Raw genomic sequence first — 25,893 nt, forward strand, 5'->3', positions numbered from 1 at the left:
GGATACGCTCCGGTGACGGAGCCGGTTTCCGGCCACGGCCAGGCGATACGGGGGTGCGGGATGGAGCTGCGGGACATAGAGATATTCCTCGCGCTCGCCGAGGAGCTGCACTTCGGCCGTACCGCGGAGCGGCTGCACGTCTCGCAGGCGCGCGTCAGCCAGTCGATCGCCAAGCAGGAGCGCCGCATCGGCGCCCCGCTCTTCGAGCGCACCAGCCGCCGGGTGGAGCTGACGGCCATCGGGGCGCGGCTCCACGACGACCTGAAGGCGGGCTACCAGCGGATCCAGGACGGCATCGAATCCGCCGCCGCGGCGGCCCGCGGGACGACGGGGGTGCTGACGCTGGGGCTGATGTGCGCCCAGGCGTTCGACCAGGCGTCGATCCTCGCACGCTTCAAGGACCGCTACCCGGGGGTCGAGCTGCGCTTCCGCGAGGTGGTCTTCAGCGACCCGTTCGGGATGCTGCGGGCGGGCGACGTGGACCTGGAGGTCACCTGGCTCCCGGTGCGCGAGCCGGATCTGACGGTGGGCCCGGTGCTGGCCCGCGAGCCGCACGTGCTGATGGTCGCGGAGGGACACCCCTTCGCCGCCCGCGGGGCCGTGAGCCTCGAAGACCTCGCGGACTGCTCGTTCCCGCAGCCGGTGAACCCGGTCCCGGCGTACTGGATGGAGGCCCTGATGCCGGCGCGTACGCCGTCGGGGCGGCCGATCCCCGCGGACGGGCCGAAGATCGCCACGTTCCAGGAGGCCCAGGCGGTCGTCGCGGCCGGGGACGCGGTGTGCGTGGTGCAGGGCGAGGCGGCGCGGCACTTCCCGCGCCCCGGCATCGCGTACGTGCCGATCACGGAGCAGCCGATGGGCGTCTGGGGGCTGATCTGGCGTACGGCGCACGAGACGCCGCTGGTACGGGCCTTCGTGCAGTCCGCCGTCGACACCCTCGCCGAGGCGGCGCAGGCGGCACCCGGCACGGGCGCACCTCAGGTGCCGCAGGTCCCGGAGCCGGCGCCCGCCGTTCCCCAGCCCGCGGCCGCCCGCGGCTGAGCACGTGCGGGCGGCTCAGAGCAGGGAGTTCTGCTTCAGCACCGCGACCGCGCCGACCGTACGGTAGCCGCGCCACTCGAGCGCCGCGGCCGGCGAGAACGAGCCGAAGTCGACCAGCCAGCCGCCGTCTTCCTGCTGTCCCGCGGCCAGCCGGCGCAGGTCGGCGTCGACGGCCTCCGGGGCGTACAGCGTGCGCGCGGGGCGGCCGGGCTCGGGGGCGACGTCGAGCGGCCGGATCGCCTCGCCTTCCGACCCGCCCGCGACGGGCAGCACCCCGTCGCCGGGGATGAGCGCGCGCAGCCGTTCCAGCAGGGCGGTGGCCCGGGGGCGGGTGTCGGCGGCGGCGTCGAGGAAGCGGATGGCGAAGGACAGCTCGATGGCGTGCGGCTGGTCGCCGATGTTCTCGATGGCGTCCAGGCAGTAGCGCGTGGCCCGCTCCAGCCAGGGGTGGGCGGCGACGGCGGGGTCGTGCGCGGCCAGCCTCAGCGCGGTGCCGGCGGCGAACGCGGTGCTCTGCAGGGCGGAGACCGCCGGGTCGGCCCGCGTCCAGAACGGCGCGCAGCCGGTCGGGTCCGCCACGGGCAGCGCGAAGGGCAGCCCGCCGTCGGGCAGCGTGACGGACAGCAGCCAGTCGCAGAGCCGCGCCGCGTGCGGGGTGGTGGCCGGGGCGGCGTCCACGAACGCCTCGAAGGCGTGCAGCGCACCGCCGGGCTGGCTCTCCGGCGCCCGCAGGTCCGGCTCCAGACCCCAGCCGTAGCCGCCGTCGGGGTTGCGGTAGCCGTCGACGGCGGCGAGCACGGCGGCGGGGTCGGTCCCGCCGAGCAGCAGCTCGAAGCGGCGGCGGTCGAGGAGTCGCGCGTGGGCGGCCATGAAGGAGGAGGCGGCGGAGAGATCTGCGGTCATACGCCCACGATGGCAGCGGCACGGGCGGCGGTCTTGAAGGTTTCGGACGTGTCCGCCCGCCGGGACCGGATCGGGGGACGGCCGCCGCGGCACCGTCCCCTCCTCTGCTCCCCCCGGGCGCGTCCGGTCAGGCGCCCTCGCGGACCGTGAACGCCGTCGTGGCCGGCGCCGCCGCGTGCGCCGCGTTCCGGGCGCCGATCTCTTCCGTGCGGAATTCGCGCGACATGACGCGGACGGCTCTGGAACGCTACGGGCCCGGGGCCTGCGGCCTGGGTGCGAACAATCTGTGCTGGCACTTGATGGGTGATCAATGAGTTTCACGCTTGAGGGACCGGTTCTGGAAGGCACTCTGGTACGCCTGGAGCCGCTGGATCACCGCCATGCGGCGGACTTGGCCGTGGCGGCGGAGGAAGACCGGAGCTCCTATCGGTTCACGTGGGTGCCCACGGCAGCCGAGGTCGAGGGGTACATCGATGCCCAGCTCGCCCGTGCCGCGGCTGGGAAGCTGGCCCCGTACGCGCAGGTGGAAGAGGCGTCTGGACGGGCGATCGGGGCCACGGCCTACTGGGATCCGCGGCTGTGGCCGACAAGGGGTGGTCTGTGCGCGATCGAGGTCGGTTTCACCTGGCTCGCGGCGTCGGCCCAAGGCACGGGCGTGAACACCGAGGCCAAGTACTTGTTGTTCCGGCACGCGTTCGAGAACTGGGACGTGGCGCGCGTCGACCTGAAGACCGACGCGCGCAACAGCCGGTCGAGGGCAGCGATCGAAGGGGCGGGCGCACGCTTCGAGGGCGTGTTGCGGAACTGGTCACGTTCCTGGGCACCGGGCGAGGACGGCCGGCTCCGTGACTCCGCGATCTTCTCGATCACCGCGGCGGAGTGGCCGGACTGCCGGGCGAGGCTCGAACGGCGAATCGCCCGCGGCCTCGCACGCAGGCGACCGGGGGCAGATCTGACCGCCCGCACCTGAGTCCGGTCACCCTCGCTCCGGACCGTCCATCCGGGAACCGGCGTTGCGGGGTGCATCAACGAACCGGCCACGTCCATCCGTACACGGCTGGCGATGCCGCCGACACCACCGGCACCTCGCCGACGAAAACGACACCTTGCCGACGAACGCCCCGCCGGGACTTCCTCCGGCGGGGCGTCGCCGTCACCCTTCGTCGGCATCGTGACCGCCGCCTTCGTGGGCGTTGTCAACGCCGGGCACCGGCTCGTGCGGGGCCCGTCGGGCACGCCGCCGCGCCGGCCGAGGTGACGGGTGAGACGCGGCGGGCGCCGGTGACGGGCCTGCGAACCTGCTTGACCGACTCCCCGTCCACGGCGGCCCGCTCGTGCCCGATGCCGCCGACGACCATGAGGGTGTCCGGCCGCGCCGGCACCTCGGCCAGGCGCTGCCCGCCGCCGATGCCGATGCCGATGACGGCGGAGCTGAGCACGCCGCGTCCGCTGGCGGTGGCGAGTCCGAGGGCGTACGGAGGCGCCGCGCCGAAGCGGTTCGCGGCGTCCAGGGCGCCGCTGGGGCAGACGATGTCGAGTATCGGCGCGTCGTCGTACGCGGCGAGCACCACCCGGCGTACCGCGTCCGCCACCCGCCCCCGCCTCTCCGGCCTGCGGCGGCCCGCGCCGCTCCCGCCTCCGGCCTCCAGCAGGGTATCCGGCGGCGGCCTAGCCTTGAGGGCATGGCCCTGTTCGAGGTGGAGCGTACGGTGCGGGCGCCGGCCGTGGCGGTCTGGGAGCGGCTGACGGACTGGCCGGCCCACGGCGGGCGGGTGCCGCTGACCCGGATCACCGGGGTGTCCGTGCCCGCGGAGGGTGCCGGGGCGCGGTTCACGGCGCGTACCGGTGTGGGCCGGGTGGGCTTCGACGACCCGATGGAGGTCGTCGAGTGGTCCCCGCCGGAGGCGGGGCGCGCGGTGGGGCGGTGCCGGCTCGTCAAGCGGGGGCAGGTGGTGCTCGGTTGGGCCGAGATCGAGGTGTACGGGCCGGAGGCGGGTGACGGTACCGCGGGGCCGGTGCGGGTGGTGTGGCGGGAGGAGCTGGGGGTGCGGGGTGTGCCGCGGGCGCTGGATCCTCTGGTGGCGTGGACCGCGCGCCGGGTCTTCTGCCGCGTCCTCGACGGTCTGCTGCGGGCGCCCTGACCCGGCCGGCTACGGGCCCACCGCCAGGCGCGAGGGTGCCGTGGCGCGGTGGTACGGGAGCAGCGCGGTGACCACCGTCCAGGCGGCCAGGGCGCAGGCGGCGGTGGTGCGGGTGAGTGGCTGTGGGAGATGGTCGAGGGCGGTGGCGGCGGTGGCGTACATGCCGGCCGGGGGCGGTTCCCGTCGGCCCGGGACGCGCCGACCGCCTCCGCGCGCCGGCGAGGGGGCGGCCGGGCGCGGCCCCGGCGAGAAGAAAGTCACAGCCAAGGCCGGCATCGTCTATCCCTTAGCCGACCTGGTTAGCATCCGACCATGACTGTCCTGCCCGATGACGGGCTCTCCCTGGCGGCCGAGTTCGCCGACGCGTCGCACGAGGAGTGGCAGCACCTGGTGGCCGGCGTGCTGCGCAAGTCCGGCAAGGAGGTCTCCGGCGCCGAGGCGGAGTCCCTGCTGTCCACCGCGGTGGAGGACGGGTTGCGCACCCCGCCGCTCTACACCGCGCGCGACCGCGCGCCCGACCCGGGCCTGCCCGGCTTCGCGCCCTTCGTCCGCGGCGGCCGGCCCGAGGGGAACGCCGCCGGCGGGTGGGACGTGCGCCAGCGGCACGCCGTGCCCGACGCGGAGGCCGTGCTCGGCGACCTGGAGAACGGCGCCACATCCCTGTGGCTCGCCGCCGGTGACGCCGGCGGCATCCCCGTGGCGGCGCTGGCGGATGTTCTCAAGGACGTCTACCTCGACCTCGCGCCCGTCGTCCTGGACGCCGGCGCCGAGACCGAGGCGGCCGCGCGGGAGCTGCTGCGGCTGTACGAGGAGCGCGGCATCGACGCCGGTGCCGCCCGGGGCGGCCTGGGCGCCGACCCGCTCGGCCACGAGGCACGTACCGGACAGCCGGGGGACCCCGGGGCCATGGCCGCACTCGCCCGGCTCTGCGCCGACCGCCACCCGGGCCTGCGGGCCGTCACCGTGGACGCCCTGCCGTACCACGAGGCCGGCGGCTCCGCGGCGCAGGAACTGGGCTGCTCCCTGGCCACCGCGGTCGCCTATCTGCGGGAGTTGACCGCGGCCGGACTGAGCACCGCGCAGGCGTGTGCCCAGCTGGAGTTCCGCTACGCGGCCACCGCCGACCAGTTCCTGACGGTCGCCAAGCTGCGGGCGGCGCGCCGGCTGTTCGCGCGGGTCGCGGAGGTCTGCGGGGCGCCCGCCGCAGGCGCGCAACTCCAGCACGCGGTGACCTCGCCGGTGATGGCGACGCGCCGCGACCCGTGGGTGAACATGCTGCGCACCACGGTCGCCACCCTGGCCGCCGGGGTCGGTGGCGCGGACGCGGTGACGGTGCTCCCCTTCGACCACGCGATCGGCCTGCCGGACACGTTCTCCCGGCGCATCGCCCGCAACACCTCGGCCATCCTCGTCGAGGAGTCCCACCTGGCCCGGGTCATCGACCCGGCGGGCGGCTCCTGGTACGTGGAGGGGCTCACCGACGAACTCGCCCACGCCGGCTGGGCGTTCTTCCAGGAGATCGAGCGGGCCGGCGGCCACGCGGCCGCGCTGCGCTCCGGGATGGTCGGCGAGCGGCTGGCGCGGACCTGGGCGGAGCGCGGCAGGAGGCTCGCCACCCGCCGCGAGCCGGTGACCGGGGTCAGCGAGTTCCCCGACCTGGCGGAGAAGCCCGTCGTCCGCGAGCCCGCGCCCGAGCCGCCGTCCGGCGGGCTGCCGCGGGTGCGCAGGGACGAGGCGTTCGAGGCGCTGCGGGCGCGCTCCGACGCGCATCTGGCCGCGACCGGTGCCCGCCCGCGCGTCTTCCTCGCCGCCCTGGGCCCGGCCGCCGTGCACACGCCGCGGCTGACCTTCGCCGCGAACCTGTTCCAGGCCGGCGGGGTCGAGCCCGTCACCGGCGGCACCTTCGCGGAGAGCGGGGCGCGCGAGGCGTGCCTCTGCTCCGGCGACACGGTCTACGCCGAGCAGGGCGCCGCCGCGGCGGCGGAGCTGCGGGCCGCGGGGGCGCGGCATGTATACCTCGCCGGGCGCCCGGACGCGTACGACGGCGCCGACACCTACGTCCACGCCGGCTGCGACGCCCTGGCCGTGCTGACCGACGCACTCGACCGCATGGGAGTGGCCCGATGACCGTCCCCGACTTCTCGGACATCGAGCTGGGCACCCCGGCCCCCGCGGCGGGCTCCGACGAGTGGCGCGCCGCGGTCAAGCGCGGCGGCGACGGCGGCGACCTCGGCTGGGAGACGCCCGAGGGCATCGCCGTCCGGCCGCTGTACACCGGGCAGGACCTGGCGGACCTGGACTTCCTGGACACCTACCCGGGTATCGCGCCGTACCTGCGCGGCCCGTACCCGACGATGTACGTCAACCAGCCCTGGACGATCCGGCAGTACGCGGGCTTCTCCACCGCCGAGGAGTCCAACGCCTTCTACCGCCGCAACCTCGCGGCCGGGCAGAAGGGCCTGTCCGTCGCCTTCGACCTGCCCACCCACCGGGGCTACGACAGCGACCACCCGCGGGTGACGGGCGACGTCGGCATGGCGGGCGTGGCGATCGACTCGATCCTGGACATGCGCCGGCTCTTCGACGGCATCCCGCTGGACCGGATGACGGTGTCGATGACGATGAACGGCGCGGTGCTGCCCGTGCTGGCGCTGTACATCGTGGCGGCCGAGGAGCAGGGGGTGCCGCCGGAAAAGCTGGCGGGGACCATCCAGAACGACATCCTCAAGGAGTTCATGGTCCGCAACACCTACATCTACCCGCCGAAGCCGTCGATGCGGATCATCTCCGACATCTTCGCCTTCACCTCGCAGAAGATGCCGCGCTACAACTCGATCTCGATCTCCGGCTACCACATCCAGGAGGCGGGTGCGACGGCCGACCTGGAGCTGGCGTACACCCTCGCCGACGGGGTGGAGTACATCCGGGCGGGCCGGGAAGCGGGCCTGGACGTGGACGCGTTCGCGCCGCGGCTGTCGTTCTTCTGGGCGATCGGCATGAACTTCTTCATGGAGATCGCGAAGCTGCGCGCCGCGCGCCTGCTGTGGGCGAAGCTCGTCAAGCGCTTCGATCCGCAGAATCCCAAGTCGCTGTCGCTGCGCACCCACTCGCAGACCTCCGGCTGGTCGCTGACGGCGCAGGACGTCTACAACAACGTGACGCGCACGTGCGTCGAGGCGATGGCGGCCACCCAGGGCCACACGCAGTCGCTGCACACCAACGCCCTGGACGAGGCGCTGGCGCTGCCGACGGACTTCTCCGCGCGGATCGCCCGCAACACGCAGTTGCTGCTCCAGCAGGAGTCCGGCACGACCCGGGTGATCGACCCGTGGGGCGGCAGCGCGTACGTGGAGCGGCTGACGTACGACCTGGCGCGGCGGGCCTGGCAGCACATCGAGGAGGTCGAGCAGGCCGGCGGGATGGCGCAGGCGATCGACGCGGGCATCCCGAAGCTGCGGGTGGAGGAGGCGGCGGCGCGCACCCAGGCCCGTATCGACTCGGGGCGGCAGCCGGTGATCGGAGTGAACAAGTACCGGGTGGCCTCCGACGAGCAGATCGAGGTGCTGAAGGTCGACAACTCCGCGGTGCGGGCGCAGCAGATCGCGAAGCTGGAGCGGCTGCGCGCGGAGCGCGACGAGACCGCATGCCGGGACGCGCTGGACGACCTCATGCGGGCGGCAGGCGGCGAGGGCAACCTGCTGGAGCTGGCGGTACGGGCCGCGCGCGCCCGGGCGACGGTGGGCGAGATCTCGTACGCCCTGGAGAAGACCTACGGGCGGCACGCCGGGCAGATCCGTACGATCTCCGGTGTGTACCGGAACGAGGCGGGCGAGTCGCCGTCGGTGGAGCGGACCAGGGCGCGGGTGGGCGCATTCGCGGAGGCCGAGGGCCGGCGGCCGCGCATCCTGGTCGCCAAGATGGGCCAGGACGGGCACGACCGCGGGCAGAAGGTGATCGCCACGGCCTTCGCCGACCTCGGCTTCGACGTGGACGTCGGCCCGCTCTTCCAGACCCCGGCGGAGGTGGCGCGGCAGGCCGTGGAGGCGGACGTGCACATCGTGGGGGTGTCGTCGCTGGCGGCCGGGCACCTGACGCTCGTACCGGCGCTGCGCGAGGCGCTGGCGGAGGAGGGACGCGACGACATCATGGTCGTGGTCGGCGGGGTGATCCCGCCGCAGGACGTGGCGACGCTGCTGGAGACGGGCGCCACGGCGGTCTTCCCGCCGGGCACGGTGATCCCGGACGCCGCGTACGACCTGGTGACGCAGGTGGCCGCCGGTCTCGGGCACGACACCGCGTGAGCGGGTGAACCGGTGGCCATCGATCTCGACACGTACGTCAAGGGCGTCCTCGACGGCAGGCGCGCGCTCGTCGCCCGCGCGATCACGCTGGTGGAGTCCACCCGGCCGCAGCACCGGGCGCTGGCGCAGGAGTTGCTGACCGAGTTGCTGCCGCACAGCGGGAAGGCCCGGCGTATCGGCGTCAGCGGGGTGCCGGGGGTGGGCAAGTCGACGTTCGTCGACGCCTTCGGCAGCATGCTGACGGGGCTGGGCCACCGGGTGGCGGTGCTGGCCGTCGACCCGTCGTCCAGCCGCACCGGCGGCTCGATCCTGGGCGACAAGACCCGCATGGAGCGGCTGGCCGTGGATCCGGCCGCATTCGTGCGCCCCTCCCCCACCGCGGGCACGCTCGGCGGGGTCGCGAAGGCGACGCGGGAGTCGATCGTGGTGATGGAGGCCGCCGGCTACGACGTGGTGCTGGTGGAGACCGTCGGCGTCGGCCAGTCCGAGACGTCCGTGGCGAACATGGTCGACTCCTTCCTGCTGCTGACGCTGGCCAGGACCGGGGACCAGTTGCAGGGCATCAAGAAGGGCGTGCTGGAGCTGGCGGACGTCATCGCCGTCAACAAGGCGGACGGCCCGCACGAGCGCGACGCCAAGGCGGCGGCGCGTGAACTGGCGGGCGCGCTGCGGCTGATGCACGGCAAGGGCGCGTTCTGGACGCCGCCGGTGCTGCACTGCAGCGCGCGCGAGGCGACGGGGCTCGACACGGTGTGGGACCGGCTGGAGCGCCACCGCGAACTGCTGGAGAGCACCGGGCGGCTGGCCGGCCGGCGGCGCGATCAGCAGGTGGACTGGACGTGGACGATGGTGCGCGACGAGCTGCTGGGCCGGCTGCGCGCCGACCCGGCGGTCGGCGCGCTGGCGCCCGGGCTGGAACAGCAGGTCAGGGACGGCGAGTTGACGGCGACGCGGGCGGCGGAGCGGATCCTGGAGGCGTTCGGCGGCTGAGCGGCCCCGGTGGCGGCGGTACGGTGCGGCCGGCGGCCCGGCGCGGGCGCGGTGGCAGCTCACCGGCTCCCCGGTGCGCGAGCCGATCGGCGGGGCTCATGCGTCCATCGCTTGGGAACGCTCCATCAGGTCCGTCATCGCCTGCTGGAAGTCGCGGCGCTTCTCGTCGCTCCAGCCTGTGGTCAGCTCGGCGAAGACCTCCTCCTGCCAGCGATGCGCCTGCCCGAGCATGGACCGGCCCGCCGGGGTGAGCGATGCTTCACGCCGCCGGCTGTCGGCCGCGGACGCCGTCATGGTCAGGTAGCCGGCCGCTGCGACGCTCTTGATCAACCGTGAAGCACCGCTCTGGTCGATCCCGATCTCGTGCGCGACCGCGTTCACCGTTGCCGGGATCCCGCGCAGGGCAAGGGCATGGACCGCCTCGCAGGCCACCACGAGTCGGCCCTGCTCACCGCCCATGTCAGCCGCGACGGGTCGGCGTGACCAGTACCGGACGAAGTGGAACATGACCTGTCCCGGACCTCGGTCCGTCATTCGGTTGCCGCCATCTCGCGGCAGATGTACGCCAGGTCGAGCGCAGCCCTGAGGTCCGGCAGCCTCAGCGCAGCCGTGATCTTCCCGCCCGCAGCGCGGAAGACTGTCGCCACCCGCGTGACCTGCGTGCTCTTGGGCCAGGTAGCGTCCTGCTCGACCACCATCAGACGCTCGCTGACCGGGTGCCAGGACCGGGGGGTCAGCTTGATCCCCGAACGCTCCACCCACTCCGCGAACTGCGCAGGCGTGATCGGACCCGCCCCCTTCGGGCCCAGGACAACGACCGGATCACCGACCGCTCCCGCGGACCGTTGCAGGTCACCGGCGTTGACGCTCGCGTGCCACTCGTTGATCGCTTCTTCGAGGCGGGATTCCATGCCGGAAGTATATGCGATACGCATACATCCGACCAGCGAGCGCTGACGTCAACCTCCCGCCCCGCAACAGCCAGGCGGTTCAGACGGCCACGCCCTTCGATTTCAGTAACTCGACGGTGCCGGTGACGTTTCCGGCCTCCTGGACCTCCTCGTGAGGGACTTCCGTGCCGAATCGCCGGCTCAGTTCCACGGCGACTTCCACGAGGACCCAGCGAGTCGAACTCCATCATGTCGAAGGGCGTTTCCGCCGTGCTTCCCTCGGTTGCCCCGAATTCGGTGGTGAGCAGATCCAGAAGTTCTTCCGCGGATTGCCGCGTCGACGACGTCACAGGTTCTCCCCTTTTCCGTACATTCTTGCTTACCTGCCTTTGCCAGTGCCCGGTATACCGCGGCTCCGTGGTCAAACCGCGGTGATTCCCGGCCAGGTGAGCGCGACCGGTCCCCACGAAAATCCGCCGCCGAACGCGGCGAGGACGACACGCTCCCCCTCCTTCAGTTCGCCTGCCGTTACTGCGTCCGTCCGCACGAGGCCGGACCGCAGCCCCGAGGAGGCGCCCGCCCGCGCCTCGGCCTCCGCGTTGCCCCGGCGCCTCCGCGCGGCCGGGATCCACCCCCGCCGCCCCGGTCGCGGCGGGGATGCCGCCTGCCGCCTTTCGCTGCACGACTCTTGAGCTGCGCGACCCGTCGATCTAGGCTTTTCGGAGAGTCCGATTGAAACGTTTCAATCCATGCGATCGGACACGCCATCCTCAACCAAGGGACGTGCGATGAGCCACGAGCGCGAGACGAACAACGGAAGTGCATGGAACCGGCGGGCCTTTCTGCGCACCTCCGCCGCCGCCGGCGCGGCAGCCGGCGTCATCGGCCTCGGCCAGGGCGCCGTCCCCGCCGCCGCGGCCGGCCGGGGCGGCGGGGACGGCGGGGACGGCGGCGAGGAGGGGCTGCGCGTCGAGCGCACCACCGTCGAGTACGCGCCCTCCCTCCTCGGCACCGACATCGCCGCACCCCGGCTGAGCTGGGAGCTGTCCGCGCCGGGCAGCGGCGCGCGGCAGAGTGCGTACCAGGTCCGGGTGGCACCGGACACCGAGGGCGACGGTCCCCTGGTGTGGGACTCGGGCCGGGTCGCCTCGGCGCGGACCGTCGGCGTCGCCTACGGCGGACCCGCACTCGAGACCCGTACCCGCTACCACTGGCAGGTGCGGGTCTGGGACGGCCGGGGCCGGCCGTCCGCCTGGAGCAGATGGAGCTGGTGGGAGACCGCGCTGGCGGACGGCGACTGGCAGGGCCACTGGATCGGCGCCGACGCCGCGCCCGCGCCGCCCGGCTTCGCCGGGGCGTCGTGGATCTGGGCGCCCGGCGCCACCCCGCAGAACGCTCCCGCGGGACCGGTCTGGTTCCGCGCCGCGCTCGAACTGCCCGCCGGTGCCGAGGTGTCGGCGGCCCGGATCGTGGCCACCGCCGACGACGACTTCACCCTCTTCCTCGACGGCACCCAGGTGCTGCACGCCCCGCAGCAGACGGACGGCTGGCGCACCGGCCGGCAGGCCGACGTCACCGACGCGGTCCGCGCCGCGGACGGCCGGGTGGTCGTCGCCGTACGCGCCACCAACCGCGGCGGCGCCTCGGTCAACCCGGGCGGTCTGCTCGTACGCCTCATGGTGCACCGCGGCGACGACGTCACCGAGCTGGTCACCGGGCCCGGCTGGCGGTGCGCGGATCAGGAGCAGGACGGCTGGCAGCAGCCCGGCTTCGACGACGGCGCGTGGGCGGCGGCGACGGTGCTCGCGCCGTACGGCCAGGGCCCCTGGGGCAGCGGTGCGGCGGTGCCCGCCGAGGTGCGGCCCGCGCCGCTGCTGCGCCGCGAGTTCAGCGTCGGCCGGCCGGTGCGGCGCGCCCGGCTGTACCTCAGCGGGCTCGCCTACTACGACGCCGAGATCAACGGCCGCCGCGTCGGCCGCCAGGTCCTCGACCCGGGCTTCACCGACTACGACGAGACCGTGCTCTACGCCGTCCACGACGTCACCGACCTCGTCACGCGCGGGGCCAACGCCATCGGCGTCACCCTGGGCCGCGGCTTCTTCGGCATGACGACGCCCAACGTCTGGAACTGGCACACCCCGCCGTGGCACGGCGAGCCCCGGCTGCTGGCCCAGTTGGAGATCGAGCACCCGGGCGGCGCCCGTACCACCGTGGCCACCGACGGCAGTTGGCGCATCACCGAGGGCCCCACCCGCTCCGACTGCCTCTACGCCGGCGAGACCTACGACGCCCGCAAGCACCCGGCGGGCTGGACCCGGCCCGGCTTCGACGACACCGGCTGGGCGCGCCCCGCCCGCCAGGACCCGCCCAAGGGGAGCCTGCGCGCCCAGCCCCACGACGCGATCCGGGTCATCGACACCGTCCGGCCGGTCGCCGTCACCGCCCACGGCGACACCTGGATCGTCGACATGGGCCGCACCCTGGCCGGCTGGTCGCGGCTGTCGGTACGGGCCCCGGCGGGCACCGTCGTGCGGCTCATGCACGGCGAGAAGCTGAAGGCCGACGGCAGCGTGCACGCCGAGACCGGGCATGTGCCGGGCCGCTTCCAGACCGACGAGTACGTCTGCGCGGGCGGCGGGTCCGCGGAGGTGTGGGAGCCCAAGTTCTCGTACAAGGGCTTCCGTTACGTTCAGATCAGCGGGCTGCCCGCCAAGCCCGGGCCCGGCGACGTCCTCGGCCGGGTCGTGCACACGCCGGTCGCCGACACGGGCACGTTCGGCTGCTCGGAGCCGTTCTACGAGCAGTTGGAACGCGCCATGCGCCGCACCGTGCAGAACAACCTGCACGGCATCCCCACCGACACCCCGATGTACGAGAAGAACGGCTGGACCGGCGACGCGCAGGTGGGCGCGCCCGTGATGATGTACGCGCTGGGCATGCAGCGGATGCTCGGCAAGTGGCTCGACGACATCCGCGACAGCCAGAACGCCGCGGGCCAGTTGCCGGTGATCGTGCCCAGCGGCGGCTGGGGCTACGGCGACCTCGGCCCCTCGCCGGAGTGGACGACGGTCTATCCGTTCCTGATCCGGGAGATGTACCGCGTGTACGGCGACGAGCGTGTCGTACGCGACCATCTGCCGGCGCTCACGCGCTACCTGGACTGGGAACTGGACCGGCTGGTGGACGGCCTGGCGGTCACCGCGCTCGGCGACTACCTGCCGCCCGGCTACGGCGGCAACCCGCCGGAGGACACCCGGCTCACCGCCACCTCGTATCTGCACCGGGCGCTCACCGACACCGCCGCGATGGCGGACCTGGCGGGCGAGTCCGGCACCCGGGACCGGTACCTCGCCGCCGCCGACGGCCTCAAGGAGGCGCTGAACGCCGCGTTCCTGGCGCCGGAGGGCCACTACCGCACGGCGAAGGACCCGGACTACCGGCAGACGAACAACTGCATACCGCTTGCCTTCGGCCTGGTGCCGGCCGGAGCGCGGGCGAGCGTCACCGCGTCGCTGCTCGGCGACATCGAGAAGCGCGGCAACCACCTCAACACCGGTGCGCTGGGCACCAGCGTGCTGCTGCGCGCGCTGACCGCGGAGGGGCACGCCGACGTCGCGCACGCCATCGCGACCCAGCGCACGTACCCGAGCTGGGGCTACTGGTTCGACAACGGCGCCGACACCATGTGGGAGATGTGGCAGCTCGACTCGCGCTCGCGGGACCACTACTTCCAGGGCACGGTGGTGCAGTGGCTGTACGAGAACGTGGCCGGGCTGCGGCCGGGCGACGCCGGCTACCGCACGTTCGCCGTGCGCCCGGACGCGCGCACCGGGGTCGACTGGGCGCGTACGGAGTTGCACACGGTGCGCGGTCCGGCGGCCGTGTCGTGGTCGCGGATCGACCAGACGGTGCGGCTGGCGGTGCGGGTCCCGGTGGGGTCGACCGCGGAGGTGCACGTGCCGAGCGGGTCGCGCGGGGACGTACGGGAGCCGGAGGGCGCGGAGTTCGTACGGACCGAGCCCGGCTTCGCGGTGTACCGGGTGCCGCACGGCTCGTGGACGTTCACCGGGAAGCCGTGACCGCGGCGGCGCCCGCGGTGTGAGGCGATTGAAACCATTCAGTAGGGCGGGGCGGCGGCACGCGACGGGCCGCCGCCCCGGCAGCACCCGTCCCCGCGGGGGTCGTTGACACCTCAGGTGCGGCTCCTTACCGTGTCAGGCGATTACAACGATGTAATAGTGCGCGCAGCTCGCCTCACCGGGCGGCCGGCCCTGCGGCCGGCCGCCCGGAGTCCGCTACCGGAAGGAGCTTCCGTGTCCCCGCGCCCCTTCAGAGCCGTCACCGTCGCCGCGGCGGTGCTCGCCGCCCTGGCCGCCTTCGCGGCCCCCGGCTCGTCCGCCGCCGAACCAGGTCCCGCACCCGCCGCCGCCCCCGGACCGCCGGTGCTCGACGTGAACTTCCCCGACCCCGACATCGTCAGGGCAGGCGGCACGTACCACGCCTACGCCACCAACGGCGCCGGCAAGAACATCCAGCACGCCACCTCCACCGACCTCGCCTCCTGGTCGCTGGACGGCGACGACGTGCTGCCCCGGCTCGGCGACTGGGCGGTGCCCGACCAGGGGCTGGTCTGGGCGCCCGAAGTCTTCGACAACGGCACCGGGTTCACCATGCACTACACGGCGCGCGACCGCGCCAGCGACAAGCAGTGCATCGGCGTCGCCCTGGCCACCGCCCCGGGAGGGCCCTTCGAGCCCGCCGGCCGCGGCCCGCTGGTCTGCCCCGAACGCCAGGGCGGCGCCATCGACGCCTCCAGCTACACCGAGGGCGGGCAGCGCTACATGCTCTGGAAGAACGACGGCAACTGCTGCAGCACGGACACCTGGCTGTACGTCCAGCCCATGAACGCGGACGGCACCGTCGTCAGGGGCCGGCCCACGCCGCTCATCCGCCAGGACCGCGCCTGGGAGGGCAACGTCATCGAGGCGCCGACGCTCGTCAAGCGCAACGGCAGGTACGTCCTGCTGTACTCCGCCTCCTTCTACGACGGCAACCGCTACAAGACGGGCTATGCCGTCGCCGACCGCCTCACCGGCCCGTACACCAAGGTGGCCGATCCGCTGCTGAGCACGGACACCTTCGGCGGCGCCGTGCGCGGCCCCGGCGGCCAGGACGTCGTCACCGGCCCGGACGGGCGCGACCGGATCCTCTTCCACGGCTGGAGCGCGGACCGCTCGCGGCGCGCGATGTACGCGACCGGTATCGGCTGGGCGGGCGGCCGCCCGGTGGTGGAGGGCAGCAAGGTCCTATACCAGGCGGAGAACGCCGTCGTGAACAACGCGCGGATCCGCGACGCCGCCGGCGCGCACGACGGCGGTGCCGTCGGGCACATCGACTACGCGAACAGCTACGTGGAGTTCTCCGTCTTCGCCCCCGCCGCCGGCCACCGCACCCTCTCCGTCCGCTACGCCAACGGCTCCCTGGCCGGCTCCGCCCCCGTGACGTCGTCGCACCTGCTGACGGTCGGCGGCAAGGCGGCCGGAAGAGTCGACTACCCGTTCACCGGCTGGGAGAAGTGGGCCACGGTCGACCAGCGGGTACGGCTCGACGCGGGCTGGAACACCGTCCGCCTCGCCCGCGGCACGTACTACGCCGAGCTCGACAGCATCGAGATCACCTGAGGCACGGCGCCGGCCGCCCATGACCCACACTGGTCCGATGGGAGATCAGGTGCGCAAGGTCATGACACTGGTCGACGACGTGCTGGGCCCCGAGGTTGCCGGCGCCTACCTGCACGGCTCCGCCGTCCTCGGCGGGCTGCGCCCCGCCAGCGACCTGGACGTCCTCGTCGTCGCCCGCCACTCGCTCACCGACGGCGAGCGGCGGGCGCTCCTCGACGGGCTGCTGCGGGTGTCCGGCTTCACCGGCGGGCTGCGCCCGGTGGAGCTGACGGTGGTCGTGGAGGCCGAGATCCGGCCGTGGCGCTACCCGCCGACCGGCGACTTCCTGTACGGGGAGTGGCTGCGCGAGGAGTTCGAGACGGGCGGGCCGCCGCGGCCGGAGCCCATGCCGGACCTGGCGATCGTGCTCACGATGACGCTGGCCGGCGACCACGCGCTCGCGGGACCGCCGCCCGGGCGGCTGCTGGATCCGGTGCCGTACGAGGACGTGGCCCGGGCCGCGACGGCCGGCATCCCCGAGCTGCTGGCCGAGGCGGCCGACGACACCCGCAACGTGCTGCTCACCCTGGCGCGGATCTGGAGCACGCTGGCCACCGGGGAGATCCGCCCCAAGGACGCCGCCGCCGCGTGGGCGCTGGACCGGCTGCCGCCGGAGCACCGGCCGGTGCTGGAGCACGCGCGGGAGCTGTACCTCGGCAGCCGGTACGCGGAGGAGAGCTGGACCGCGGAGCTGAGGGCGGCGGTGCGTCCGCACACGGACTACGTGGTCGCCGGGATCGGGAAGCTGTCCGGCACCTGACCGGCCCCGGGCCGGCTCACCCCCGGCGGCTGCTGCCCGGGGTGGTGCCGTAGGCGCGGCGGTAGACGTCGATGAAGGCGCTCGCCGAGGACCAGCCGCAGCGGTGCGCGACCGTCGTCACCGGTACGTCGTCGGCGAGCAGCCGCAGCGCGTGGTAGAGGCGCACCTGCGTGCGCCACTGCGGGAACGTCATCCCCGTCTCGCGGCGGAAGAGGCGGCTGAGCGTCCGCTCCCCCGCGCCCGCGGCCCGGCCCAGGACGGCCAGCGTGCGCTGGTCGGCGGGGTCGGCGTACAGCAGGTCGCAGACGGCCGCGAGCCGCGGGTCCGCGGGCGCGGGCAGCGGCACCGGCTGCCCGGCGGCGCCGGCCGCGGCGGCGGCGCGCAGTCGGTCCAGCAGGACGGTGTGCAGCCGCTGCCGCTCGGGCGTCCCGTCGTGCGGTTCGCGGGTGCAGGCGAGGATCAGCTCGCGCAGCAGCGGGCTGACGGCCAGGACGCCGGGCGCGTCGAGCCCGAGGGGGTCGGTGGCGGCGGGCACGCCGACGAGGTGCAGGTCGAGGTGGCCGTACGCCCGGTGGGCGTGGACGCAGCCCGCGGGTACCCACAGCGCGCGGGTGCCGGGCGCGAACCAGGTGCCCGCGTCGGTGGTGACGGCGAGCACCCCGGCGCCGGCGTAGACGAGTTGGTGGTCGTCGTGCCGGTGCGCGTCGATGCGGGCGCCCGCGGCCAGGGTCGTGGCCCGGGTGGGCGCCTCGGGGGTGTGGCGGATATCCGGCATCGATTGGCACTTTATCGGAAGTTCGCCAGGGGCGACTCGGCGACGATCGAGGGATGCCAGAGCCCCGCGCCGCCCGCTTCCGGCCGCTGACCCTGCTCTCCGTGGGGCACGCCTGCGTCGACGTGTACCAGGGGGCGGTGGCGGCGCTGGTGCCGTTCCTCGTCGCCGAGCGGGCGTACTCGTACGCCGCGGCCTCCGGGGTCGTGCTGGCGGCTTCGCTGCTGTCGTCGGTGGTGCAGCCGCTGTTCGGGGTGCTCACCGACCGGCGGCCGCTGCCGTGGCTGCTGCCGGTGAGCACGCTGGCGGCCGGCGCGGGGGTGGCGCTGGCCGGGGTCTCCGGCTCGTACGCCGTGACGCTCGCGGTGGTCGCGCTGTCGGGCATCGGGGTGGCCGCGTACCACCCGGAGGCCGCCCGGGTGGCGCGGCGGGCGAGCGCGGGCAGCCACACGGCGATGGGCTGGTTCTCCCTCGGCGGCAACCTCGGCTTCGCCACCGCTCCCCCGCTGGTGGCCGCCGTCGCCGCGGCCGGCGGGCTGCGGGCGTCACCGCTGCTGGTGTTCCCGGCGCTGGCGGGGGCGGCGCTGTGCGCCGCGGCGCTGCGCGGGCTGCGGCCGTACGCGCCGGAGCGGCCGGCGGCCGGCACCCGCCCGGCGGGCGTACCCGCGGGCCGGGACGACTGGGCCTCGTTCGCGCGGCTGACCGGGGCGGTGGTGTGCCGTTCCGTGGTGTTCGTGGGGCTGAGCGCCTTCGTCTCGCTGTACGTGCCCGGGCGCACGGCGGGCGGTACGGCGGCGGGCACGGCGGCGCTGTTCGTGCTCTATCTGGGCGGCGCGGTGGGCACGGTGGCGGGCGGGCGGCTGGCCTCGCGGTTCGGGCGGCTGCCGGTGGTGCGGTGGTCGTACGCGCTGTCCTGCCCCGCGGTCGCCGGGCTGGTGTTCGTGCCGGGGCCCGCGGTCTACGTCTTCGTGGCCCTCACCTCCGCCGGGCTGTACGTGCCGTTCTCGCTGCACATCACGCTCGGCCAGGACTACCTGCCCCGGCACGTCGGCACCGCGGGCGGCGTCACGCTGGGTCTCGCGGTGAGCGCGGGCGGGCTGGCGAGCCCGGCCATCGGCGTGCTCGCGGACGCGACGTCGCTCACCGCGGCGCTCAGCCCGCTGATCGCCCTGCCGGCGGTGGGGCTGCTGCTCCTGGGGCCGCTGCGCGAGCCGGAGACACCGCGCTGAACCGCCGCCGTCCGCCGGGCAGTCGGGCCGCGGGACCACGGAGGACCAGTTGCTGGCCGCGGCGGAGTCCGCCTGACGGCGGCGGGCCGCCGGGGCGTAATACGGTGGCGGCGCGCGGGGTGCTGAGGCAGGGTGCGTCCATGACCTCGGTGGTGCAGAACATCGCGATCGACTGTGCCGACGCCTACGGGCTGTCGCTCTTCTGGAGCAAGGTGACCGGCAGCCCGGTCCATCCGGAGGACGGACCGGGCTCGCCGGAGACGCAGGTGCTCCTGCCCGAGGGGCCGGTGCTGCACTTCAACCAGGTGCCGGAGCGGAAGACCGGCAAGAACCGGATCCATCTGTGCCTGCGCCCGGAGACGGGGCGCGAGGAGGAGGTCGAGCGGCTGCTCCGCCTCGGCGCGTCCTTCGTCGCCGACCACCGCAACCCGGACGGCACCGGCTGGGCCGTCCTCGCCGATCCGGAGGGCAACGAGTTCTGCGTGCTGCGCAGCGCCGCCGAGCGCGCAGCGACGCAGCCCTGACCCCCAGCCCCGATCCGCAGTCCTGACCCCCAGCCCTGACCCCCAGCCCTGCGCCTCAGCCGCCGTCGTCCTCCGAGCCGATCGGGCGGAGGTGCCGCAGCAGCACGGCGGCCAGCACCGCGAGGCCCGCGCAGACCAGGGCGGCGGCCACGGCGACGGCGGTCATCCCGGAGCCGAAGGCCGCGTGGGCGGCGTCGAGCAGTTCGCCGCGGAGGCGCCCGGACAGCCCGGCGGCCGCTGCCTCGGCGTCGGCAAGGGACTCCCCCGCCCGCTCCGGCGCCCCCGCCGGACCGTCGAACCCGGCGGTGTAAACGGCCGCGCCGAGGCTGCCGAAGACGGCGATGCCCAGGGAGATGCCCATCTCGCCGCTGCTCTCCGCGGTGGCCGAGGCGGAGCCGGCCTTCTCCCGGGGCGCGCTGCCCACGATGAGGTTCAGCCCCAGCGCGCCGACCGGCGCGGCGCCGAGGAAGCCCACCGTGAACCCGATCACCAGCGGTACCAGGTCGTCGCTGACGGCGACGTAGAGGAACCCGGCCGCGGAGAACGCCAGGCCCGCGCCGACCACGACTGCGGGCCGCACCGTCCGCGCCATCACCGGCGCCAGCAGGGAGCCGGCGACCAGCGCCAGCGCAGGCGGCGCCATCCAGAACCCGGCCTTCAGGGGCGAGAAGCCCTCGATCAACTGGAGGTGCTGGCTGAAGAAGAAGTAGCAGCCGCCCTGCACGAGCATCGTGAAGAGCAGCACCACCAGCGCCGCGGAGAACGAGCGGTTGCGGAAGAGCCGCAGGTCGAGCAGCGGTTCGGCCAGCCGGAGCTGGCGGCGGGCGAAGGCGTAGCCGAAGGCGAGCCCGGCGGCGATGGCCACGGCCGCCCGCACGTCCGGCTCGTCGGCCAGCTCCTTCAGCCCGTACACGAGCGGGATGACCGCCAGCAGCGACAGCCCCACGCTCGCCGGGTCGAGCCGCCCGCCGCCCTCGCCGTCCTCGCCGCCCGACTCCGGCAGCAGCGGCCTGGCCGTGAGCACCAGCAGCAGCGCCACCGGCAGTCCGAGCAGGAAGACCGAGCCCCACCAGAAGTTCTCCAGCATCACCCCGCCGACGACCGGGCCGAGCGCCGCGCCGCCCATGAAGCAGGCGGTGAACACGCCGATGGCCAGGGCGCGCTGGCGCGCGTCGGTGAACATGGTGCCGACCAGGGCCAGTGCCGAGGGCGCGAGCGCGGAGGCCGAGATGCCGAGCAGGATGCGGGCGGCGATGAGCATCTCCGCGCTCACCGCGTACGCGGCGAGCACCGACGCGGCGCCGAAGGCCCCAGCGCCGACGGTGAGCAGCCGGCGCCGGCCGATCCGGTCGCCGAGGGTGCCCATGGTGATGAGGAAGCCGGCCATCATGAACCCGTAGACGTCCATGATCCACAGGACTTGGGTGGGGGACGGCTCCAGATCCGCGGTCAGATGCGGCAGCGCGAGGTAGAGCACGCTGTTGTCGACCGAGGCGAGCAGCATGGGCAGGGCGAGGACGCTCAGGCCGAGCCATGCCCGGGGCCCGGCCTTCGTGGCGGTGGTCGTGGTCATGGGTTCACGGTCGCCGCACGGTGTTCGGGTTTGCTTATGGTGGTGTCATGCGCTTCGGAGTGCTCGGTCCCGTGCGGGTCTGGACCGACGACGGACGGCCGGTGCGGGTCCCGGAGCTGAAGGTACGCGTGCTGCTGGCCGCGCTGCTCGCCCGCGAAGGGCGGCCGGTGCCGCCGTGGCGGCTGGTCGACGACCTGTGGGACGCCCGTCCGCCGGGGAAGCCGACGGGCGCGCTCCGGGCGAAGGTCTCCCAGTTGCGCCGGGCGCTGGGCGACGCCGAGCCGGGCGGGCGCGAGCTGGTCGCCGCGGGCGCCTCGGGGTACGTGCTGGAGGCCGCCACCGACGCCGGGGACTTCGCGGAGCTGGTCCGGCGGGCCCGTACGGCGCCCGGTCCCGCGCGCGCCGCCGACCTGCTCACCGAGGCGCTGGCGCTGTGGCGCGGGCCCGCCTTCAGCCCGTACGAGGACGCGCCCTTCGCCCGCGCCACCGCCGCGCGGCTGGAGGAGCAGCGGCTGACCGCGCTGGAGGAGCTGGCGCGGGCCCGGCTGGAGCTGGGCGAACACGGGCCGCTGGTGGCCGAGTTGACGGACCTGGTGGGCGCCCATCCGGTGCGCGAGCGGCTGACCGGGCTGCTGATGCGGGCGCTGTACGGCTCCGGCCGGCAGAGCGAGGCGCTGGCCGCCTACCGCGCGCTGCGGGTGCGGCTGCGCGAGGAGGCGGGGCTCGACCCGGGGCCGGAGCTGGCCGGGTTGCAGCAGCGGATCCTGGCGGGCGACGAGGCGCTGGCCGCCGCGCGGCCCGCGGTGCCGCGGCTGCGCCCGCCGCGGCTGCCCGTGCCGCTGACGCCGCTGGTCGGCCGGGCGGCGGAGCTGGCGGAACTCGGGCCGCTGCTCGGCGGGGAGCGGCTGGTGACGCTCACCGGGCCCGGCGGCGTGGGCAAGACCCGGCTGGCACTGGCCCTGCTGGGCGAGCGCCCCGAGCCGGGCTATGTCGCGGAACTGGCGGGCGCCGGCGGCGGGAGCGTCGCCGACGTGGTGGCGACGGCGTTCGGGGTGCCCGACGAGGACCGGATCGCCGCGGCGCTGGGCGACGCCCCCGCGGTGCTGCTGCTCGACAACGCGGAGCACGTCGTCGAGCAGGCGGCCAAGCTCGCCGACCGGCTGCTGCGCGCGGCGCCGGGGCTGCGGGTGCTGGCCACGGGCCGGGAGCCGCTGGGCGTCGCGGGCGAGGTGGTACGGGCGGTGGCGCCGCTGGCCGAGGCGGACGCGGTGCGGCTCTTCGCCGACCGCGCCGCCGCGTCCGCGCCGGGCTTCGCGCTCGGCGCCGGGAACGCGGCGGAGGTCGCCGAGGTGTGCCGCCGGCTCGACGGCATCCCGCTGGCGCTGGAGCTGGCCGCCTCCCGCGTCCGCGGCCTGGGCGTACAGGGCCTGGCCGCCGGGCTCGACGACCGCTTCCGGCTCCTGGACGAAGGACCGCGCGGCCTGCCGGAGCGGCAGCGCACCCTGCGGGCGGCCCTGGAGTGGAGCTGGCGGCTGCTGGACGACCGGGAGCGCGCGGCGCTGCGGCGGCTGGCGGTGCACGGCGCGGGCTGCACGCTGAGCGGTGCGATCTACGTGTGCGCGGACACCGGCGCGGGTCCGGACGCCGGGGTGTCCATCGAGGCCGGCGGCGAGCAGGCGCCGCCCGCGGGGCTGACGGCCGAGGAGGTGCCGGGGCTGCTGGCGCGGCTGGTCGACCGGTCGCTGGTCTCCCGGGACGGGGAGCGCTTCCGGCTGCTGGAGACGGTCGCCGCGTACGCCTGGGAGCGGCTGGAGGAGGCCGGCGAGACGGCGGAGGTGCTGCGGCGCCGCGACGACTACTACGTCCGGCTCGCGGAATGCGCGGAGGCGGAGCGCGCGGGCCACGCGCGGCAGCGCTGGATCGGCCGGCTGGACGCGGAGATCGCCAACCTGCGCGAGGCCCTCGACGGCGCCACGCGCCGCCGCGAGACGGCCCTGGCCACCCGCATCAGCGGCTCCCTCGCCTGGTACGAGGCCGCCAGCGGCCGCCCGACGCCGCACTGAGGCCGGCAGCGCCCCGGGGCACATCGCCCGGGGGCGCGAGGCCGTCCGGCACGTCGGCGTCGGGTATGGCGTCCTTCGGCGTGGCGGCATCCGGCGCGGCGGTGTCCAGCAGGCCGGCGAGCAGTCCCCGGGACCGGTCGAGGCGATCGATGTCGGCGGTGATCCTGGCATGCTCCCGGCTCAGCCGGGCCACCACGCCGGGGCAGCCGGTCGTCGTCAGGCGGTACGGGGTGCCGTCGCCGGCGACGCAGTCCAGGATTCCCGCGATGACCGCGGTGCGCAGGCCCGCGTCGAGCAGCACGCGGATGCGCCGCACGGCGTCGACGTCGCCGTCGGTGTACTCGCGGTAGCCGTTGGGCAGCCGGACGGGGTGCAGCAGCCCCTGCTCCTCGTAGTAGCGCAGCAGTCGCCGGCTCACGCCGGAACGGTGGGCCAGCTCGCCGATCCGCATGCCGTCCCCGTCCTCTCTCTTGACCTTCACACCGGTGGCACGCTCTAACGTCGCCGGAGCCGCGGATCATCCGCGGGGAGAGGAAGGAGAGGTCATGGCAGGAGCGGTGGTCATCGGCGCCGGGCCCGGGATCGGCGCCGCGGTCGCCCGCCGGTTCGCCCGGGAGGGCCTGCCCGTGGCGCTGTTGGCGCGTTCCGAGCGCACGCTCGCGCATGTCGCCGAGGGGGTCGCCGCCGCGGGTACCGGCATTGCGCCGGGGTCCGGGGTGCTGCCCCTGGTCGCCGACGTCACCGACGAGGCGGCGCTGCGCTCCGCGCTCGATGCCGCGACCGGCAGGTTCGGGGTGCCCGACGCCGTCGTCTACAACGCGGCGCTCGTCCGCGCCGACGCGCTCGGCGAGCTGGCCCCGAGCGCGCTGCTGGACGCCTGGGCCGTCAACGTCGGCGGCGCGCTGACCGCGGCCGCGCACCTGGCGCCGGCGATGGCCCGGCGCGGCGGCGGCTCGTTCCTCCTCACCGGCGGCATGCCCGAGCCGAAGCCGGCGTACGTCAGCCTCTCGCTGGGCAAGGCCGGGGTGCACACGCTGGCGCGACTGCTGGACCTGGAGTACGGGCCTGGCGGTGTGCACGTCGCGACGGTGACGGTCGACGGTGCGGTGGCGCCCGGCACGGACTTCGACCCGGACCTCATCGCGGAGCACTACTGGCGGCTGCACACCCAGCCGCGGTCGCGCTGGGAACACGACGTCGCGTACACGGGCGCGAAGGCGACGGCTCCGCGCGCCTGACCGCGGCGGCGCCCGCTACGCGCCGGGCTCCCTGGTCACCGCGACCGCCGCCTTCAGATCCGCCCAGAACTCCGGGCGCGGGGCGATACGGTGGCCGAGGCGGTAGACCGTCGTACGGGTCCGGCCGCGCACCCGCAGGTGCACGTCGGACGGGCCGGGGTGGGCCTGGAGCACGGTCTTGAGCCGGGCCACGGACTCGGGCGTGACCTGGGCCTCGGTGATGTCGAGGCGGACGGCGGCGCGTTCGCCCGCGGTGCTGAGGTCGGGGACGGCGAGTTCCATGGCGACGAGCCGGGGCACGTCCTCGCGCTTGTCGAGCCGTCCCTTGACGAAGACGATGGCGTCCTCGACGAGTTGGGTGGAGACCAACTGGTACGTGGCCGGAAAGAACATGCAGTCGAGGGAGCCGCCGAGGTCCTCGACGGTGGCGATGGCCCAGGCGTTGCCCTGCTTGGTCATCTTGCGCCGCAGTCCGGAGATGATGCCGCCGATGGTGACGATCGCCCCGTCGGCGTGGTCCCCGCCGTTGAGCGCCGCGATGGAGGCGTCGGCCCTGTCGCCCAGGACGTGCTCGATGCCGAAGAGCGGGTGGTCGGAGACGTAGAGCCCGAGCATCTCCCGCTCCTGGGCGAGCAGATAGGACTTCTCCCACTCCTCGTCCGTGAACTGCACGTCGAGCCCGAAGCCCGGCTCGTCCGCCGCCGCCTCGTCGCCCATGCCGCCGAAGAGGTCGAACTGCCCCTCCGCCTCCTTCCGCTTGACCTGGACGACGGCGTCGATCATCGGCTCGTACCGGGCGAGGAGACCTTTGCGGGTGTGTCCGAGGGCGTCGAAGGCGCCGGCCTTGATCAGCGATTCGGTGGTGCGCTTGTTGCAGACGACCGGTTCGGACTTGCCGAGGTAGTCGGGAAAGGAGGCATAGGGCCCCTTGGACTGCCGGCCGCGGACGATGGAGTCCACGACGTTCTGCCCGACGTTGCGCACGGCGGTGAGGCCGAACACGATCGTGTCGTCGCCGCGGGGAGTGAAGTTCGCGTCGGACTCGTTGACATCCGGCGGGAGCACCTTGATGCCCATCTTCCGGCACTCGTTGAGATAGACCGCGGACTTGTCCTTGTCGTCGCGCACGGACGTCAGCAGCGCGGCCATGTACTCGGCGGGGTAGTTCGCCTTGAGATACGCCGTCCAGTACGACACGAGCGCGTACGCCGCCGCGTGCGCCTTGTTGTACGCGTAGCCGGCGAAGGGCACCAGCACGTCCCAGACCGCCTGCACCGCCTCGTCCGTATAGCCGCGCTGCCGGCAGCCGTCGCGGAAGGGGACGAACTCCTTGTCGAGCACTTCCTGTTTCTTCTTGCCCATCGCCCGGCGCAGCAGGTCCGCCTGGCCCAGTGAATAGCCGGCGAGCACCTGCGCGGCCTTCTGCACCTGTTCCTGGTAGACGACGAGCCCGTAGGTGATGTCGAGGACTTCCTTCAGCGGCTCGGCGAGGTCCGGGTGGATCGGGGTGATCTCCTGGCGGCCGTTCTTGCGCAGCGCGTAGTTGATGTGCGAGTTCATGCCCATGGGACCCGGCCGGTAGAGGGCGGTGACGGCGGTGATGTCCTCGAAGTGGTCGGGGCGCATGAGCCGGAGCAGTGAACGCATCGCGCTGCCGTCGAACTGGAAGACGCCGAGGGTGTCGCCGCGGCCCAGCAGCTCGAAGGTCCTGGGGTCGTCGAGCGGCAGGGACAGCAGCTCGATGTCCC

Annotated in this window: 22 protein-coding genes and 1 pseudogene; 13 read left to right on the plus strand and 10 right to left on the minus strand. The window is 74.3% G+C overall.

Translation table 11 applies throughout. The annotated features are described in order from the left end of the window. Nucleotides 1-60: 60 nt before the first annotated feature. Nucleotides 61-1,041: a LysR family transcriptional regulator gene (locus FB457_RS32020; protein WP_047019600.1), complete on the plus strand. Its 981-nt coding sequence runs from the start codon at nucleotides 61-63 to the stop codon at nucleotides 1,039-1,041. Between the two features lie 15 nt (nucleotides 1,042-1,056). On the opposite strand, the gene FB457_RS32025 is transcribed toward FB457_RS32020, so the two are convergent. Beyond that, a complete protein-coding gene (locus tag FB457_RS32025) occupies nucleotides 1,057-1,944 on the minus strand; it encodes a prenyltransferase/squalene oxidase repeat-containing protein (protein ID WP_047019599.1) in 888 nt (295 codons plus the stop codon). 310 nt (nucleotides 1,945-2,254) lie between these two features. Here FB457_RS32025 and FB457_RS32030 point away from each other — a divergent pair, with 310 nt between their 5' ends. Further along, nucleotides 2,255-2,914 carry a GNAT family N-acetyltransferase gene (locus tag FB457_RS32030; RefSeq protein ID WP_047019598.1) on the plus strand — a complete coding sequence of 220 codons (660 nt, stop codon included), beginning with the start codon at nucleotides 2,255-2,257 and terminating at the stop codon, nucleotides 2,912-2,914. 226 nt (nucleotides 2,915-3,140) lie between these two features. Here the strand turns inward: FB457_RS32030 and FB457_RS32035 are convergent, their stop codons facing one another. After that, nucleotides 3,141-3,536, minus strand: a complete 396-nt coding sequence (locus FB457_RS32035; RefSeq protein ID WP_347614592.1) for a helix-turn-helix domain-containing protein — start codon at nucleotides 3,534-3,536, stop codon at nucleotides 3,141-3,143. 90 nt (nucleotides 3,537-3,626) lie between these two features. Here FB457_RS32035 and FB457_RS32040 point away from each other — a divergent pair, with 90 nt between their 5' ends. Then, the gene (locus tag FB457_RS32040; protein ID WP_145784121.1) at nucleotides 3,627-4,085 is read left to right on the plus strand and encodes an SRPBCC family protein; all 459 of its coding nucleotides are present in this window, start codon (nucleotides 3,627-3,629) and stop codon (nucleotides 4,083-4,085) included. Between the two features lie 9 nt (nucleotides 4,086-4,094). Here FB457_RS32040 and FB457_RS35530 read toward each other — a convergent pair whose 3' ends face one another. Next, nucleotides 4,095-4,247 (minus strand): hypothetical protein, encoded by a 153-nt coding sequence (locus FB457_RS35530; protein ID WP_186462077.1) that lies wholly within the window; start codon nucleotides 4,245-4,247, stop codon nucleotides 4,095-4,097. A gap of 150 nt (nucleotides 4,248-4,397) precedes the next feature. Between FB457_RS35530 and FB457_RS32045 the strand changes: the two genes are divergently transcribed. Genes FB457_RS32045 through meaB form a run of 3 tightly spaced genes read left to right on the plus strand, consistent with a single transcriptional unit; the run spans nucleotide 4,398 to nucleotide 9,376 of the window. Next, a complete protein-coding gene (locus FB457_RS32045) occupies nucleotides 4,398-6,212 on the plus strand; it encodes a methylmalonyl-CoA mutase family protein (RefSeq protein ID WP_145784123.1) in 1,815 nt (604 codons plus the stop codon). Further along, entirely contained in the window at nucleotides 6,209-8,386 is a 2,178-nt protein-coding gene (gene scpA / locus FB457_RS32050; RefSeq protein ID WP_145784125.1) for a methylmalonyl-CoA mutase, read from the plus strand. The genes FB457_RS32045 and scpA overlap by 4 nt, the downstream gene beginning before the upstream one ends. Before the next feature lie 12 nt (nucleotides 8,387-8,398). After that, a complete protein-coding gene (gene meaB / locus FB457_RS32055) occupies nucleotides 8,399-9,376 on the plus strand; it encodes a methylmalonyl Co-A mutase-associated GTPase MeaB (protein WP_047019594.1) in 978 nt (325 codons plus the stop codon). A 96-nt stretch (nucleotides 9,377-9,472) separates the two neighbouring features. Here the strand turns inward: meaB and FB457_RS32060 are convergent, their stop codons facing one another. From FB457_RS32060 to FB457_RS36590, 3 genes are all read right to left on the minus strand, one after another. Next, nucleotides 9,473-9,883: a MarR family winged helix-turn-helix transcriptional regulator gene (locus tag FB457_RS32060; RefSeq protein WP_253911559.1), complete on the minus strand. Its 411-nt coding sequence runs from the start codon at nucleotides 9,881-9,883 to the stop codon at nucleotides 9,473-9,475. 23 nt (nucleotides 9,884-9,906) lie between these two features. Next, nucleotides 9,907-10,287, minus strand: coding sequence for a hypothetical protein (locus FB457_RS32065; protein WP_047020662.1), 381 nt, complete (start codon nucleotides 10,285-10,287; stop codon nucleotides 9,907-9,909). A gap of 400 nt (nucleotides 10,288-10,687) precedes the next feature. After that, nucleotides 10,688-10,813 carry a 3-oxoacyl-[acyl-carrier-protein] synthase III C-terminal domain-containing protein gene (locus FB457_RS36590; protein WP_347614587.1) on the minus strand — a complete coding sequence of 42 codons (126 nt, stop codon included), beginning with the start codon at nucleotides 10,811-10,813 and terminating at the stop codon, nucleotides 10,688-10,690. Between the two features lie 241 nt (nucleotides 10,814-11,054). Between FB457_RS36590 and FB457_RS32080 the strand changes: the two genes are divergently transcribed. The 3 genes from FB457_RS32080 (at nucleotide 11,055) to FB457_RS32090 (ending at nucleotide 16,746) form a co-directional block, all read left to right on the plus strand. After that, on the plus strand, nucleotides 11,055-14,345 hold the full coding sequence (locus FB457_RS32080; RefSeq protein ID WP_145784126.1) for a family 78 glycoside hydrolase catalytic domain: 3,291 nt from the start codon (nucleotides 11,055-11,057) through the stop codon (nucleotides 14,343-14,345). A 234-nt stretch (nucleotides 14,346-14,579) separates the two neighbouring features. Continuing rightward, nucleotides 14,580-15,947 carry a family 43 glycosylhydrolase gene (locus tag FB457_RS32085; RefSeq protein WP_347614584.1) on the plus strand — a complete coding sequence of 456 codons (1,368 nt, stop codon included), beginning with the start codon at nucleotides 14,580-14,582 and terminating at the stop codon, nucleotides 15,945-15,947. A 37-nt stretch (nucleotides 15,948-15,984) separates the two neighbouring features. Beyond that, the gene (locus tag FB457_RS32090) at nucleotides 15,985-16,746 is read left to right on the plus strand and encodes an aminoglycoside adenylyltransferase family protein (protein WP_047019589.1); all 762 of its coding nucleotides are present in this window, start codon (nucleotides 15,985-15,987) and stop codon (nucleotides 16,744-16,746) included. A 16-nt stretch (nucleotides 16,747-16,762) separates the two neighbouring features. Here the strand turns inward: FB457_RS32090 and FB457_RS32095 are convergent, their stop codons facing one another. Next, on the minus strand, nucleotides 16,763-17,521 hold the full coding sequence (locus FB457_RS32095) for an AraC family transcriptional regulator (RefSeq protein WP_047019588.1): 759 nt from the start codon (nucleotides 17,519-17,521) through the stop codon (nucleotides 16,763-16,765). A gap of 53 nt (nucleotides 17,522-17,574) precedes the next feature. Between FB457_RS32095 and FB457_RS32100 the strand changes: the two genes are divergently transcribed. Further along, nucleotides 17,575-18,747: an MFS transporter gene (locus FB457_RS32100; RefSeq protein WP_047019587.1), complete on the plus strand. Its 1,173-nt coding sequence runs from the start codon at nucleotides 17,575-17,577 to the stop codon at nucleotides 18,745-18,747. 140 nt (nucleotides 18,748-18,887) lie between these two features. After that, the gene (locus FB457_RS32105; protein WP_047019586.1) at nucleotides 18,888-19,271 is read left to right on the plus strand and encodes a VOC family protein; all 384 of its coding nucleotides are present in this window, start codon (nucleotides 18,888-18,890) and stop codon (nucleotides 19,269-19,271) included. A gap of 55 nt (nucleotides 19,272-19,326) precedes the next feature. Here FB457_RS32105 and FB457_RS32110 read toward each other — a convergent pair whose 3' ends face one another. Continuing rightward, entirely contained in the window at nucleotides 19,327-20,844 is a 1,518-nt protein-coding gene (locus FB457_RS32110; RefSeq protein ID WP_047019585.1) for an MFS transporter, read from the minus strand. A 47-nt stretch (nucleotides 20,845-20,891) separates the two neighbouring features. Between FB457_RS32110 and FB457_RS32115 the strand changes: the two genes are divergently transcribed. After that, nucleotides 20,892-22,907: an AfsR/SARP family transcriptional regulator gene (locus tag FB457_RS32115; RefSeq protein WP_047019584.1), complete on the plus strand. Its 2,016-nt coding sequence runs from the start codon at nucleotides 20,892-20,894 to the stop codon at nucleotides 22,905-22,907. A gap of 82 nt (nucleotides 22,908-22,989) precedes the next feature. Here the strand turns inward: FB457_RS32115 and FB457_RS32120 are convergent. Then, nucleotides 22,990-23,358, minus strand: a pseudogene (locus tag FB457_RS32120) (MerR family transcriptional regulator); the annotation flags it as partial. Nucleotides 23,359-23,452: 94 nt separating this feature from the next. On the opposite strand from FB457_RS32120, the gene FB457_RS32125 reads away from it, so the two are divergent. Further along, the gene (locus FB457_RS32125) at nucleotides 23,453-24,145 is read left to right on the plus strand and encodes an SDR family NAD(P)-dependent oxidoreductase (protein WP_253911557.1); all 693 of its coding nucleotides are present in this window, start codon (nucleotides 23,453-23,455) and stop codon (nucleotides 24,143-24,145) included. A 15-nt stretch (nucleotides 24,146-24,160) separates the two neighbouring features. On the opposite strand, the gene dnaE is transcribed toward FB457_RS32125, so the two are convergent. Beyond that, the coding region (gene dnaE / locus FB457_RS32130) for a DNA polymerase III subunit alpha (RefSeq protein WP_145784127.1) at nucleotides 24,161-25,893 on the minus strand (1,733 nt) is incomplete at its 5' end.

The sequence above is a fragment of the Streptomyces sp. CNZ287 genome (assembly GCF_007827615.1).